Source organism: Actinomadura keratinilytica, from assembly GCF_039539665.1.
GTDB lineage: Bacteria > Actinomycetota > Actinomycetes > Streptosporangiales > Streptosporangiaceae > Spirillospora > Spirillospora keratinilytica.
This window is the reverse complement of the sequence record NZ_BAABDO010000004.1, coordinates 1-14,151: the sequence shown is the minus strand read 5'-3', so window position 1 is coordinate 14,151 and position 14,151 is coordinate 1. Positions and strand designations below refer to the sequence as shown.

Annotated in this window: 12 protein-coding genes; 8 read left to right on the top strand and 4 right to left on the bottom strand. The window is 72.1% G+C overall.

Going from position 1 to position 14,151, the window contains the following annotated elements:
* The first annotated feature begins 1,358 nt into the window (after nt 1-1,358).
* Nucleotides 1,359-2,537 carry a winged helix-turn-helix domain-containing protein gene (locus ABD879_RS02205; RefSeq protein WP_345016869.1) on the top strand — a complete coding sequence of 393 codons (1,179 nt, stop codon included), beginning with the start codon at nt 1,359-1,361 and terminating at the stop codon, nt 2,535-2,537.
* Nucleotides 2,538-2,564: 27 nt separating this feature from the next.
* Here the strand turns inward: ABD879_RS02205 and ABD879_RS02200 are convergent, their stop codons facing one another.
* Nucleotides 2,565-2,915, bottom strand: a complete 351-nt coding sequence (locus ABD879_RS02200) for an HGxxPAAW family protein (RefSeq protein ID WP_345016867.1) — start codon at nt 2,913-2,915, stop codon at nt 2,565-2,567.
* Between the two features lie 183 nt (nt 2,916-3,098).
* Between ABD879_RS02200 and secA the strand changes: the two genes are divergently transcribed.
* Complete coding sequence (gene secA / locus ABD879_RS02195) at nt 3,099-5,987, top strand: preprotein translocase subunit SecA (protein WP_345017076.1); 2,889 nt, start codon at nt 3,099-3,101, stop codon at nt 5,985-5,987.
* A gap of 551 nt (nt 5,988-6,538) precedes the next feature.
* Here secA and ABD879_RS02190 read toward each other — a convergent pair.
* From ABD879_RS02190 to ABD879_RS02180, 3 genes are all read right to left on the bottom strand, one after another.
* The gene (locus ABD879_RS02190) at nt 6,539-7,096 is read right to left on the bottom strand and encodes an Rv3235 family protein (RefSeq protein ID WP_345016865.1); all 558 of its coding nucleotides are present in this window, start codon (nt 7,094-7,096) and stop codon (nt 6,539-6,541) included.
* A gap of 392 nt (nt 7,097-7,488) precedes the next feature.
* On the bottom strand, nt 7,489-8,904 hold the full coding sequence (locus ABD879_RS02185; RefSeq protein ID WP_345016863.1) for a PTS transporter subunit EIIC: 1,416 nt from the start codon (nt 8,902-8,904) through the stop codon (nt 7,489-7,491).
* Between the two features lie 30 nt (nt 8,905-8,934).
* Nucleotides 8,935-9,675 carry a GntR family transcriptional regulator gene (locus tag ABD879_RS02180; protein WP_345016861.1) on the bottom strand — a complete coding sequence of 247 codons (741 nt, stop codon included), beginning with the start codon at nt 9,673-9,675 and terminating at the stop codon, nt 8,935-8,937.
* 346 nt (nt 9,676-10,021) lie between these two features.
* Between ABD879_RS02180 and nagA the strand changes: the two genes are divergently transcribed.
* The 6 genes from nagA to ABD879_RS02150 are packed head-to-tail and all read left to right on the top strand — an operon-like array spanning nt 10,022 to nt 14,044.
* The gene (nagA, locus tag ABD879_RS02175) at nt 10,022-11,221 is read left to right on the top strand and encodes an N-acetylglucosamine-6-phosphate deacetylase (protein ID WP_345016859.1); all 1,200 of its coding nucleotides are present in this window, start codon (nt 10,022-10,024) and stop codon (nt 11,219-11,221) included.
* Nucleotides 11,218-12,261, top strand: a complete 1,044-nt coding sequence (locus tag ABD879_RS02170; RefSeq protein ID WP_345016856.1) for an SIS domain-containing protein — start codon at nt 11,218-11,220, stop codon at nt 12,259-12,261. Before nagA ends, ABD879_RS02170 begins: the two co-directional genes overlap by 4 nt.
* Before the next feature lie 55 nt (nt 12,262-12,316).
* The gene (locus tag ABD879_RS02165) at nt 12,317-12,550 is read left to right on the top strand and encodes a PTS sugar transporter subunit IIB (protein WP_345016854.1); all 234 of its coding nucleotides are present in this window, start codon (nt 12,317-12,319) and stop codon (nt 12,548-12,550) included.
* 20 nt (nt 12,551-12,570) lie between these two features.
* The gene (locus ABD879_RS02160) at nt 12,571-13,020 is read left to right on the top strand and encodes a PTS sugar transporter subunit IIA (protein WP_345016852.1); all 450 of its coding nucleotides are present in this window, start codon (nt 12,571-12,573) and stop codon (nt 13,018-13,020) included.
* On the top strand, nt 13,011-13,769 hold the full coding sequence (locus ABD879_RS02155; protein WP_345016850.1) for an HAD family hydrolase: 759 nt from the start codon (nt 13,011-13,013) through the stop codon (nt 13,767-13,769). Before ABD879_RS02160 ends, ABD879_RS02155 begins: the two co-directional genes overlap by 10 nt.
* A gap of 2 nt (nt 13,770-13,771) precedes the next feature.
* Nucleotides 13,772-14,044: an HPr family phosphocarrier protein gene (locus ABD879_RS02150; RefSeq protein ID WP_345016848.1), complete on the top strand. Its 273-nt coding sequence runs from the start codon at nt 13,772-13,774 to the stop codon at nt 14,042-14,044.
* Nucleotides 14,045-14,151 lie beyond the last annotated feature (107 nt).

Below are 14,151 nucleotides of genomic sequence, written 5' to 3'. Positions count from 1 at the left end.
GAACGTCGCCCACCAGCCCCCCAAAGCGCCGCCACGACTGGCCCCGCATCCGCGAGCCCCCAGTCGCCCGCCCGGAATCGGCGGAGGCCCGCAGCCGACATGCGAGCTGCTCCTCCAACGGCGTGCGCATTCGACGCTGGAACGATGGCGCCCTGACGCCGCGTAGGTCACCTCTCGCGCCGCCCTGGCTGCCGAGCATGCCCGTCAACGCCCTGAAACGGTGCCTGCCGCGGCTGACGCTGCGTCGCAGGTCCCCCAACCACTCGCGCGGCGGGCTGCCATCACCCGCCCGGAGCTGGTTGGCCGTGGCGGGCTTGTTGGCCGATGAGTCGGCGCGGCCGGCACCAGCGCTCCTCGAAAGGTGGGGCCGCCCTCGTTGTCGGAAGGGACTCTGACGCCGCGTCGGTCCCCCCTTTTGCGCTGCCCTGGCCGCTGGAATGCCGAGCCTGCCCATCAGCACCCCCCAAAACGGCGCCGCCGCGACTGGTCCTACATCCGCGAGACACTCAGTTGCCCGCGTGGAGGCTGCGGTCGCCCGCGTGGACTTGGTGGGGTCCGTGGCCGACAGGCGAGCGCAGCCAGCACCGGCGCGCTCCTTGAACGGCGTGGCAGCATTCGACGTTTGGATGAGTGCCTGCTGATGCCGCGTAGGCCACTTGTCGTCGCTGGTCTAGCCCTTGGGATGCCGGGACTGTCGGTCAGTGCCCTGAGACGGTGCCCGCTGCTGACGCTGCGTCCGCGGGTCCTCCAACGCTCGCGCGGCGGGCTGCCGTCACCCACGCAGAACTGGTTGGCCGTGGCGGGCTTGTTGGCCGGTGAGTCGGCGCGGTCGACACCAGCGCTCCTCGAAAGGTGGGGCCGCTCTCGTTGCCGGAAGGGACTCTGACGCCGCGTCGGTCCCCCCTTTTGCGCTGCCCTGGCCGCTGGGATGCCGAGCATGTCCGTCAGCGCCCTGAGACGGTGCCCGCTGGCTGGCCCTGCGGTGGCAGCTCACCCGGCCGCCCGCTGCCGCCCGCTCGGCGTTGGCAAGGGAAAGGCAGTCGGCACCGGCGCTCCTCGAACCGCGTGGTCGCATTTGATGTCGGGACGGGCGCCTGCTGACGCCGCGTAGGCCAATTCGTCGGGGCGGCTGTCGGGGCGGCTGTGGCGCCGCTGCTGGGGTAGCGGTTGCGGGGCTGGCTTGGGGCGCCATGGGGCCCAGTCGGCGCTTGTGGGCCCGCAGGAGGGCGGCTTGTTTCGTCTGTCGCGTTCGTGACGTGGGTCGTGACGGCGCGGTTGTGTTTTGCCTGGAAGCAGGTGATCGCGTAGAGGACACCGGCTATCTCGGTTTGGTGGTGTTGGAGGCTAGCATCGGGCGGGTGACGGACATCGAACTCAGTGCGGATGAGGTGCGGCGGCTGCAGCTTCGGGCGCAGGGGCTGCTCGGGACGGACGGCAGGCGGGGCGGTGTGCCGGGGGTCCTGCGGCGGCTGGGGGCCGTCCAGCTGGACACCATCTCCGTGCTCGCGCGCTCCCACGAGCTGGTGCCCTACGCGCGTCTCGGGCCGGTCGGGAAGGCGGCGGTCGAGAAGGCGTACTGGGGTGACGGCGCGGGCTTCGAGTACTGGGCGCACGCGGCGTCCGTGCTGCCCATGTCGGAGTGGCCGTACTTCTCCTTCAGGCGGCGCGAGTTCCGCCGCCGGGGGTGGCGGTGGCACAAGGTGCCCGAGGGCGTGTGCGACGACGTGCTCAAGCGGTTGCGCGTCGACGGGCCGCTCACCACCAAGGAGCTGGGGGGCGCCAAGTCGGGCGCCGACTGGTGGCAGTGGAGCGACCACAAGATCGCCGTCGAGTGGCTGCTGGACATCGGCGAGGTCGTGTGCGTGCGCCGGGTCGGCTGGCGGCGGGTGTACGACCTGGCCGAACGGGCCGTCCCCGCCGCCCTGCTGGCGGAGGAGCCGGACGACGAGACGTGCCTGACCAGGCTGGTCGCGCACGCCGGGCGGGCCCTGGGCGTGGCGACCCGCGCGGACCTGGCCGACTACTTCCGGATCAAGGCCGAGCAGGTCGACGCGGTGGTCGAGGCGGCCGGGCTGGTGCCGGTGCGCGTGGCGGGATGGCGGAACGGGGCCTGGGCCGATCCCGGCGCGCTCTCCGCCCCGGCGCGCGGACGGCACGTCACGACGCTGCTGTCCCCGTTCGACTCACTGGTGTGGGACCGGGCCCGCACGTCCCGCGTGTTCGGTTTCGACCACCGGCTGGAGGCCTACGTGCCCAAGGCCAAGCGGGTCCACGGCTACTTCACCATGCCCGTGCTTGCCGGGGGACGGCTCATCGGGCGCGTCGATCCGGCCCGCGAAGGTACGACCCTGGTGGTCCGTCAGGCGTCGCTGGAGCCGTGGGCGACCCGGACGGCCGCCCGTACGGAGTCGTCCGTGGCCGCCCTGTGCACGGCGCTGCGCAAGGCGGCCGAGTGGGTCGGGTGCGACGCCGTACGCGTCGAGCGCATGACCCCAACGGACCTTCTCGGTAATGTCAACGCGCGCCTGGCGGGGTAGGCGCGCGGGTAAAGAATTCGTGCGGCGTCAGCCGTGGGGGGTGTGCTGGCTGTCGGTGCGGATGGGCTTGTCGATGGTCTCCCCGGCCGACCCGCCGCGGCGCTTGTCGGTGCGGGTGCCGAAGACGGAGTAGTCGACGATCTCCGGAATGACCCGGGGCGCGTCCACCACCACGTCGGCGAAGATGTGCACCACCCCGCCGACGATGAAGCCGACCACCACGATGCCCACGCCGACCCAGAAGGCGACCCAGGCCGGGCCCATGCACAGGGCGATTCCGCCGACCACGAACCCGGTGATCACGATGCCGACGGCGACCCACGAACCGGGCCGCCCCGCGTGCGAGCCGTGTCCCTCCTGCGGCTGTTCTTCCGTCATCGAACGCCTCCCCTCGGGTATGCGGAGACACCTTCCTCGGGACGGAAAGGTCAAACGGAGAGCGCGCTGGATTGCGTCAAGGAGTGACCTAGACCATCCTGAGACTCGCCTACGATGGCATCGTACGTGTGGTGTGCGTTCCGCCGGTCGGCGGTGACCCACGATCTGCAAGGAGCCTTGAGAGTGCCACCGGTCATCGACAAGATTCTTCGTGCGGGCGAAGGTAAAACCCTGCGCAAGCTCAAGAAGCTCGCGGATCAGGTCAACTCCATCGAGGAGGACTTCCTCGAGATGAGTGACGCCGAGCTGCGCGAGCTCACCGACAAGTACCGGGAGCGCATCGCCGACGGCGAGACCTTGGACGACCTGCTGCCGGAGGCGTTCGCCACCGCGCGGGAGGCGGCCCGCCGCGTGCTCGGCCAGCGACACTTCGATGTGCAGATCATGGGCGGCGCCGCGTTGCACTTGGGCAACATCGCCGAGATGAAGACCGGTGAGGGCAAGACGCTCACCGCGGTGCTGCCGGCGTACTTGAACGCGTTGTCCGGCGACGGGGTGCACGTCGTCACCGTCAACGACTACCTGGCCAAGCGCGACGCCGAGTGGATGGGGCGCGTGCACCAGTTCCTCGGCCTGGAGGTCGGCGTCATCCTCCCGCAGATGACCCCGGAGGAGCGGCGCGCCGCCTACAACGCCGACATCACCTACGGCACCAACAACGAGTTCGGCTTCGACTACCTGCGCGACAACATGGCCTGGAGCCTGGACGAGTGCGTCCAGCGCGGGCACAACTTCGCGATCGTGGACGAGGTCGACTCGATCCTGATCGACGAGGCCCGGACCCCGCTGATCATCTCGGGTCCGGCCGAGCAGAACTCCAAGTGGTACGTGGAGTTCGCCAAGATCGTGCCGCGGCTCAAGCGCGCCGAGCCGATTCCCGGCGAGGTGGACAAGTACGGCCCGGGCGACTATGAGGTCAACGAGAAGAAGCGCACCGTCGGCATCACCGAGTCCGGCGTGGAGAAGGTCGAGGACTGGCTCGGCATCGACAACCTCTACGACTCGGTCAACACCCCGCTGGTCAGCTTCCTCAACAACGCGCTGAAGGCCAAGGAGCTGTTCAAGCGCGACAAGGACTACGTCGTGATGAACGGCGAGGTCCTGATCGTGGACGAGTTCACCGGCCGCATCCTGCACGGCCGCCGCTACAACGAGGGCATGCACCAGGCCATCGAGGCCAAGGAGGGCGTGCCGATCAAGGACGAGAACCAGACCCTCGCCACGATCACGCTGCAGAACTACTTCCGGCTGTACAAGAAGCTGTCCGGGATGACCGGTACCGCCATGACCGAGGCGGCCGAGTTCAACAAGACCTACAAGATCGGGGTCGTGCCGATCCCGACCAACAAGCCGATGATCCGCAAGGACGTCCCGGACGTGGTCTACAAGACCGAGCAGGCCAAGTTCGAGGCGGTCGTCGAGGACATCGCCGAGCGGCACGAGAAGGGCCAGCCGGTGCTGGTCGGCACCACCTCGGTGGAGAAGTCCGAGCGGCTGAGCAAGATGCTCAAGCGGCGCGGCATCCCGCACCAGGTGCTGAACGCCAAGCACCACGAGCAGGAGTCGGCGATCGTCGCCGAGGCGGGCCGCAAGGGCGCGGTCACCGTGGCCACCAACATGGCCGGCCGCGGTACCGACATCATGCTCGGCGGCAACCCCGACTTCCGCGCCGACCTGGAGCTGCACCAGCGCGGCCTGTCGCCGCTGGAGACGCCCGAGGAGTACGAGGCGGCCTGGCCGGAGGCGCTGGAGAAGGCCAAGGAGGCCGTCAAGGGCGAGCACGAGGAGGTCGTCGCGCTCGGCGGCCTGTACGTGCTGGGCACCGAGCGGCACGAGTCGCGGCGCATCGACAACCAGCTGCGCGGCCGGTCCGGACGGCAGGGCGACCCGGGCGAGTCCCGGTTCTACCTGTCACTGGAGGACGACCTGATGCGGCTGTTCAACTCGGCCCGGGTCGAGGCGATCATGACGCGCCTGAACATCCCGGACGACGTGCCGATCGAGTCCAAGATCGTGTCCAATGCGATCAAGTCGGCGCAGGGCCAGGTCGAGCAGCAGAACTTCGAGATGCGCAAGAACGTCTTGAAGTACGACGAGGTGCTCAACCGGCAGCGCCAGGTCATCTACGCCGAGCGCCGCAAGGTGCTGGAGGGCGCCGACCTGCACGAGCAGGTCCGCAACATGATCGACGAGGTCGTCGAGGGCTATGTCGCGGGCGCCACCGCCGAGGGCTTCGCCGAGGAGTGGGACCTCGACAAGCTGTGGAAGGCGTTCAAGCAGCTGTACCCGATCTCGTTCAGCGTCGAGGACCTGGTCGAGGAGATCGGCGGCGACATCTCCAACCTGGACGCCGAGACGCTGGCCGAGCGGGTCCGCAAGGACGCCCAGGCCGCCTACGACGCCCGCGAGGAGGAGCTCGGCTCGGAGGTCATGCGCGAGCTGGAGCGCCGCGTGGTGCTGTCGGTGCTCGACCGCAAGTGGCGCGAGCACCTGTACGAGATGGACTACCTGCAGGAGGGCATCGGACTGCGGGCCATGGCGCAGCGCGACCCGCTGGTGGAGTACCAGCGGGAGGGCTACGACATGTTCAACGCGATGCTCGACGGCATCAAGGAGGAGTCGGTCGGCTACCTGTTCAACCTCGAGGTCGAGGTCGAGGAGCAGCCGCAGGCCAAGGTCGGCGCCGCCCCGGTCGAGGTGTCCAAGACCGCCCCGGCCAAGGACGCCGAGGAGGAGGCCGCGGCGTCCGAGGAGGGCGAGGAGCCCGAGAAGGCCGACAGGGGCGAGGGAGGCGAGCACGAGGCGCCCGCCATCCGCGCCAAGGGCCTGGAGAAGCCGCAGCGTCCCAAGAAGCTGGACTACTCGGCGCCCACCGTCGACGGCGAGGGCGGCGTGGAGCACCACAGCGAGGAGGCCGCGGACCCGTACGAGGGCGTCGGCCGCAACGACCCGTGCCCGTGCGGTTCGGGCAAGAAGTTCAAGCGCTGCCACGGCGACCCGCGCAAGAAGTAGCCCGCACGACCTGACGGCGGCCTCCCGGACACCCGTCCGGGAGGCCGTTTTGCGTCCCGCCACGCCCGCACGCGCCGCAGGCCCCCACCTCCCTACTGCGGACGCCCCCGCCCGCTGTGGGGAGGCGTGCCGCCGTGCTGCCCCGTGTTACCCGGCATCCCGCCGTCCTGCGCGTTTACGGCTCGGCCCGCGCCGGACGACGGCTGGGCATTGCCGACGCCGTTCGGCGCGCCTTTTCGCTCGATGAGCCTCCGGCCGAAGCGGCGACCCCGGACTGGTCGGTGGACGCCGGTTGCGGGCGGGCGGGCCAGGCACCCGCCGGCAGGTGCGTGAGGTCGTGGTGTTTCGCGTTGCCTGGCGCCCCGGTTCCGGGTGTTCCACCGTCTGGTGGGTGGCAGTTGGGCATGCCGGCGCCGACCGGTGCGGCTTTTGCTTCCCTCCGGGCCGGAGTGTGTGATCGGAGCGGTTGGTGGCGTCGACTGAGATACCGGTTGTGGACGCCCCGGATGGCCCGAATGGGACGGGCCGTCCGGGGCGGTGGCCGGTTGCGGTCAGAGGCTGCGGTGCTGAGGTGGGGCGGTGACGCGCGCCGGGGTTCGTGGGTGCCGGGTCGGTCCCGGCGCAGCGGGCCGTCCCGCGCGGTGGGGCGGGGTGGTCGTCTCCAGGGCGGTGCACCGCCAGCGGCCCCGGTGCCGTTCGAGGCGGAGGGCGAGGGCGTGGACGTGCCCGGCCAGGACGACCACGGCGCCGGTCTCGGCGACGTCCGGGGCGGGCTCCTGGAGCCAGGTCGTCAGCACGCGCGGTGGCACGGTGCGGGCGCCGGAGGCGAGCGGGAGCGGGTGGGCGGCCAGCGCGCGGCAGATCTCCGGGGCGGCGCGGCGGGACAGGTGGTGCAGGGTGCGCGTGCCCGCCAGAACCTCGGCGACCAGGCGGACGATGGCGGTGGCCGCGCCGCGCAGCTCCTCCTGGGGCGGGTGTTCGGCCAGGTGGAGGGGTGCCCGGTCGCGGCCGCGGGCCGGGGGCGCGACGGCGCGTATGCGACGTGGGCCGGGCTCGTGCGGCCAGCGGAGGGCCAGGGCGCCGTCGGTCGGCCGGAACTGCTCGCGCATGGTTGTCTCCTTGTGTCGGGGGCGCCCGGGGGGAGGCGCCGACTACAAGGAGCCGTGGACGGGCCGTTTGATACAGGCTGGCCGGATGCGGTCAGACAATGCGTCCAAGGCGGGCAGGGGGCGCGTCGGCTTGGCTGTGGCCTCGGTGGACGTGGCGGCGTGCGGCGCGTTCACATGGGCGTCTCTGGACCCTTGGCGGTTGGCTTGTGAACAGACGGGGCGCCGTCGTCGCGGGGGCGGACGGTGTTGATCGTCTCTGGTGTCGGCTGAGCGCCGCGGTGTCTTCGGTCGCCCAGGAGGCGGGCGTGTGCATGGCGAAGGCCGCGGCGGCGGGCCGTCGGGGCCCGCCGCCGCGGCCGGAGGGGGAGGCGGGAGGAGTGGTCAGAAGGCGGCTATGACGTGCTCGTCTCCGCGGCGCCGCCCTTCTTCGAGCGGCCGCTCTTCTTGCCTGAGCCGGCCAGTTCGGGGGAGGCGGCGGGGTCGGCCGCGGCCGACTCCTCGCCCTCCGGTTCGCGGCCGGGGGTGGGGATGTTCAGCTTGCGGATCAGCACGCTGAACAGCAGGTAGTAGATCGCCGCGTAGATCAGCCCCATGATGATCAACGGGATCAGCTTGTGGGTGTTGTCCTTGGAGCCGTTGATCAGCATGTCGATGCCGCCGGCGGAGAAGCTGAAGCCCAGCTTCATGCCGAGCGCGTCCGCGACGGCCATGGAGATGCCGGTCAGCACCGCGTGCAGGCCGAACAGGATCGGCGCCACGAAGATGAACGCGAACTCGATCGGCTCGGTGATGCCGGTGACGAACGCGGTCAGCGCGGCGGAGAACATGATGCCGCCGACGGCCGGGCGGCGGTGCGGCGGGGCGGCGCGCCACATGGCCAGGGCGGCGGCGGGCAGTGCGAACATCAGGACGGGGAAGTAGCCGGTCATCGACCAGCCCGCGCCGTCGGCGCCGTTGAGGTAGCAGTTCAGGTCGCCGGCGTAGGTCTTGCCGTTCACGGTGCACTCGGGGATCTGCGTCCAGACGACGTTGTTGGGGATGTGGTGCAGGCCGAGCGGCAGCAGCAGCCGGTTGATCACGCCGTAGACGCCCGCGCCGATCGTGCTGTTGTCGGCCATCCACTCGCCGAAGTCGGTGAGCCACTTGCCGAGCACCGGCCAGATGAAGCCGAACACCACGCCGAGGATCATCGCGGTGAACGCGGTGATGATCGGGACGAACCGGCGGCCGCCGAAGAAGGCCAGCCAGGTCGGCAGCTTGATGCGGTAGAAGCGCTGGTAGAGCAGGGCGGTGACGAGCCCGATGACGATGCCGCCGAGCACCCGGGTGGGATTCTGCGCGGCCAGGTCCAGCACCAGGTTGGGCCGGCCGGGGTTGTCCGGATCGAACAGCTGCTTGCCGATCTTGGCCTTGAGCTCCTCGTCGAACCGGACGAAGAAGATGTTCATGCTGACGTAGTGGAAGACCAGGTAGCCGACCACGGCGGCCAGCCCGGTCGAGCCGTCGGACTTCTTGGCGAAGCCGACGGCGACGCCCACCGCGAACAGCAGCGGCATCCAGTCGAACAGCGCGCCCCCGGCGCCGGAGAAGACCTGCGCGACCCGGTCGGCGCCGGAGAAGCTGATCCACGGGTCCGCCGCCTTGTCGGTGCCGATCACGTCCGGCTGGCCGAGGCGCAGCAGCAGGCCGGCCGCGGGCAGGACGGCGATCGGCAGCATCAGGCTGCGGCCGATGCGCTGGAGGACGGCCAGGGCGGCCGATCCGCGGCCTGGTGCCGCGGTCCCGCCCACTGCGGTTGTGGAACTCATCGGGTTTTCCTCCTTGTAGCCGGGGGAGTGCTACGTGCGCGATTGCGGGTTTCCGAGGGAGGTGCGGATCTGGTAGCGGTCGGCCCGGTAGGTGGACACGCCCAGTTCCGCGCACACGCCACCGGTGTAGGAGCGTCGCCGCAGGAGCAGGACGGCGCTGCCGCGGGGTATCTGCAGGTGACGGGCCTCCGTGGCGTCGGCCACGGCGGCGTCGATGGTCTGGTCTCCGGCGTCGAACACCACCCCGTAGACCGCTTCCAGGACGCCGTACAGGGAGCGGTCGGCCAGTCGCCGGTCGAGCAGGTCGGGGGCGAGCGAGGCCAGGATGTGCGCCCGCTCCAGCGCCATGGGCTGCCCGTCGGCGGTGCGCAGCCGTTCGATGACGTGGATCTCGGTGCCGGGTTCGACGTCGAACTGGCGGGCCAGGTGGGCGTCGGCGGCGATGGTGCGCCGGTCCAGGTCGATCGCGCCCGGCCGCATCCCGCGGGCCAGCATGTCCTCGGTGAAGGAGACCAGCCGCAGCGGCATCTCGATCTTGGGGCGGGCGACGAAGGTGCCCTTGCCCGGCACCCGGTACAGCCGCCCCTCGGAGACGAGCTGGTCGACGCCCTGCCGGACGGTCATCCGGGACAGCCCGTACCGGACGCACAGCTCGCGCTCGGACGGGATCGGCGCGTCCACCGGCAGCTCCGCCGACTCGATCAGGTCGAGCAGGATCGCCCGGAGCTGGAAGTACTTCGGGACGGGACTGTGCGGGTCGATGCTGGTCACGTGGTCGTCGTCCTCGGGGCCGGGGCCGGGTACCTACGGTACGTACTGGTCTAGGCCGGACTAGACCACAGCATGAAACGCCATGTCAATGCACAGATGGATAACGGCTGCATTAAGCAGGAACGTCGTGAAATCGCAGGTCAGCAGCCATGACCGGCCGTCACCGGGCGGTTTGCGGCGGGCCGGTCCGCGCGCCGGCCCGCCGGAGAGGCGGCGGTCCGGCCCCGTCGCGGGAGAGTTGCCCCCGGGATCTTCGCTCTGTCCGTTTGGTGGAGTATGGTGACGACTGGTCTAGTCCGGACTAGACCAGTCCAGAGCGCCGTCACTCCGCACGGAGAGCACCCCCATGGCAGCACTGCTCCTCGCCGCGAAGAACCTGGTCGCCGTCCCCGACGGGGACGGTCCCACCCGCCTGCTGTCCCCGGGCTTCGTCCGCGTGGCGGACGGCGTGATCACCGAGGTCGGCGAGGGCGCCCCGCCCGCACCGCCGGACGTGCGCCTGCCCGCCGGGACGCTCGCCCCCGGCCTGGTCGATCTGCAGGTGAACGGCTACTTCGGCCACGACCTGGCGGACGCGGACGAGGCCGGCTGGCACGAGATCGTCCGGCGGCTCCCCGAGACGGGCGTCACCGCGTTCCTGCCCACCTTCATCACCGCGCCCGTCGCCGCCCAGGCCGCGGCGCTGCGCCGCACCCGCGACCTGCTGCCCGCACTGCCGGACGGGGCCCGGGTGCTGGGCGTCCACCTCGAAGGGCCGTTCCTGTCGGCCAAGCGCAAGGGCGCCCACAACGCCGACTGGCTCACCGACCCCACGCCCGAGGCGGTCGCGACGCTCCTGGAGACCGGCCTGGTCAAGCTGGTCACCCTCGCGCCCGAACGGGACGGCGCCATCGCGGCGGTCGAAACGCTCGTCGAGAACGGCGTGCTGGTCAGCGTCGGGCACAGCGACGCGACCGCCGAGCAGGTCGCCCGGGCCGCCGACGCGGGCGCCCGCAAGGTCACCCACATCTTCAACGCCCAGAGCGGCGTCCACCACCGCGACCCCGGCGTCGCCGCGCAGGCGCTGGCCGACCCGCGGCTGCACCCCGGCCTGATCCTCGACCTGCACCACGTGTCGGACGTCGCGGCCCGCGTGGTGTTCGCGGCCGCCGCCGGACGGGTCGTGCTGGTCACCGACGCCGCGTCCGCCGCGGGCATGCCGCCCGGCTCCTACGACCTGGGCGGCGAGCCCATCGAGCTGCCCGCCGAGGGGCCGCCGCTGCGCGCCGACGGCACGATCGCCGGGTCCGCGCTGCGGCTGGACGCCGCGGTCGGCAACGCCGTCGCCCTCGGCGTCGACCCGGTCACCGCGGTCGACGCCGCCACCCGCGTCCCGGCCGACCTGATCGGCCGCCCCGACCTCGGCCGCATCGCACCCGGCGCGGCCGCCGACCTGGTGTGGCTCGGCCCCGACCACCGGGCGCGTGCCACCTGGGTCGCAGGGCACATCGTCTACCAGGGCAGCAACGTTCACCAGGGCAGCAACGTGTTCCAGGGGGATGAATGACCACCAGCCGCATGCGGGCCGAGATCGGCGAGCAGCCGGACGCCCTGGCCCGCACCATCGAGGCGCTGCTGCCGCGCGTGCCCGACCTCGGGCTGCTGGCCCGCGGCACCCGCCAGGTGCTGTTCATCGCGCGCGGGTCGTCCGACAACGCCGCGGTGTACGGCCGGTACCTGGTGGAGTCGCACACCGGACGGCTCGCCACGCTCGCCGCGCCGTCCATCGCCACCGCCTACCGCAGCCGCCTCGACCTGTCCGGCGTGCTGGCCGTGGCGATCAGCCAGTCCGGCAAGACCGAGGAGATCGTCGAGACGCTGGAGTGGGCGGCCTCCTGCGGCGCCCGCACCGTCGCGGTCACCAACGGCGCCGCGTCCCCGCTGGCCGAGGCCGCCGAGGTCGCGCTGATCACCGAGGCCGGGGACGAGCTCGCCGTCCCGGCCACCAAGACCTACAGCACCCAGCTGGCCGCGCTGGCGGTGCTGGCGCTCGGCCTCGGCGCCGAGGTCGAGCGGGCCGATCTGCGCCGGGCGCCGGACGAGGTGGCGCGGCTCATCGCGGTGACCGAGGCGGCCGAGGCGCTGCCCGCGATCGTCGCGGAGCTGGCCGAGGTGCAGGGCGCGGTGGTGTCCGGCCGCGGCATCGCGTTCGGCACCGCCCTGGAACTGGCGCTGAAGATCAAGGAGGCGTGCTATCTGCACGCCATGGGCCTGTCGTACGCCGACCTGCTGCACGGCCCGATCGCGGTGGTGGACGACCGGACGCCCGCCCTGCTGGTCGCCGCCGGCTCCGGGCCGACCCTGGCCGGCACGGTGGCGCTGGCCCGGCGGGTGCGCGGAGCGGGCGCCCGCGCGTACGGCATCGGCGGCGGGGACGGGCTGGCCGCCGCGTGCTCGCGGGCGCTGCCCGGCCCCGACCTGCCCGAATGGGTCGCGCCGCTGGGGCTGATCGTGCCGGGGCAGCTGCTGGTGGAGGCGCTGGCGCGGGCGCTCGGCGTCGACCCCGACGTGCCCCGCGGGCTCAACAAGGTCACCCAGACCGACTAGCGGACTCTCCGGGTCCGCCGGGTTTCCCCGGATCATCCAGGAAAGGGACGAGCGGATGGACAAGGCCGAGGCCATCATCGCCGCGCTGGGCGGCGCCGACAACATCGACGAGATCGAACCGTGCGCCACCCGGCTGCGCACCGTCGTCTCGGACGCGGATCTGGTCGACGATGCCGGGCTGAAGGCCGCCGGCGCGTTCGGCGTGATGCGCAGCGGAAACGTCGTGCAGGTGGTGGTCGGGCCGGACGCCGACACCATCGCCAGCGACATCGAAGACCTGCTGGACTGACGGGCCGGGGGAGCCACGCGATGACGCGAGTTCTGTCACCGGTCGCCGGGCGGGTCGTCGGCCTGGCCGGAGTGCCCGACCCGGTGTTCGCGCAGGCCATGGTCGGCCCGGGCACCGCGGTCGATCCCGAGCGCGCGCCCGGCCCGGCCCTCGCCCCGGTGACCGGCACGATCGTCAAGCTGCACCCGCACGCCTTCGTCGTCGTCGACGACGAGGGCCACGGCGTGCTGGTGCACCTGGGCGTGGACACCGTCCAGCTCAAGGGCGAGGGCTTCGAGCTGCTGGCCGCCGAGGGCGACGCGGTCGAGGCGGGGCAGCCGGTGGTGGGCTGGAACCCCGCCGAGATCGAGGCGGGCGGCCGGTCGCCGGTGTGCGCGGTGGTGGCGCTGGACGCCCCCGCCGACGCGCTGTCCGACGTGAAGGAGTCCGGGGCGGTCGAGAAGGGGGCCGAGCTGTACACATGGCGCTGAGCGAGCACGACCCGCCCGGTGCCGGGGAACGCCGCGACCCGGCGGAGATCCCGCTGCGGGCCGCGGTGTTCGACCTGGACGGCACCCTGGTCGACACCGAGCCGCGCAACCGCGCCATGTGGCAGCGGCTGTTCCAGACGCACGGCGTCCCGCACGACGAGGCGCTGATCGCCTCGTTCGCCGGGCGGCGCGGCGTCGAGGTGCTGGCCGAGCTGGCGCACCTGTTCCCCGGCCGCGCCGTCGACGAGCTGTTCGCGCAGGTGGTGTCGTACGGCACCGCGCCGGACATGCCGCCGGTGGCGCCGGTGCCGGGCGCGGTCGAGCTGGTGCGGGCGCTGCACGGGGCGGGCGTGCCGGTGGCGGTGGTGACCTCCGCGCAGCGCCCCTACGCCGAGGCCCTGCTGGACGGCCTCGGCATTCTGGAACTCCCGGCGGCGACCGTGACCGCCGGGGACGTGACCACCGGAAAGCCGGACCCGGAGGGCTACCTGGCCGCGGCCGGGACGCTCGGCGTGCCGCCCGCCGACGCGGTGGCCTTCGAGGACGCCCCGGCGGGGGTGGCCGCGGTGAAGGCCGCGGGCATGACGTGCGTCGGCGTGACGACCACCCAGCCGGCGCAGGCCCTGGACGGGGCCGACCATCTGGTGGCGAACCTGAAGGAAGTGGAGCTCTCGCCGGGACCCGTGCTGCGGGTGTTCGGGGGCCGACCGCGCCGGGAACCGCCCGGGCGCGGCGAGGATGAGGAGTAGCTGTGAGCCAGCGCAACGTCAAGATCGAGGCGAAGGTGGGGCTGCACGCGCGCCCGGCCGCGCTGTTCGTGCAGACCGCGGCCAAGGCCGATTTCGACGTGACCGTGGCCAAGCCGGGCGGCGAGCCGGTCAACGCCAAGAGCATCCTGGCGGTGCTGGGCCTGGACGCCCGGCACGGCCAGGAGGTCATCATCCGCGCCGAGGGCGAGGGCGCCGAGGAGCTGCTCGACACGCTGGAGGCCCTGCTCAAGCAGCCGGAGCCGGAAAGTGCCTGACGCGGCGGTGCCCGCGGCCCGCCTGCTGCGCGGCGCGGGCGTCAGCCCCGGTGTCGGCGCCGGCCCGGTGCGGGTGGTCGCGGGCGCCGTGCCCGAGCCGCCCGCCG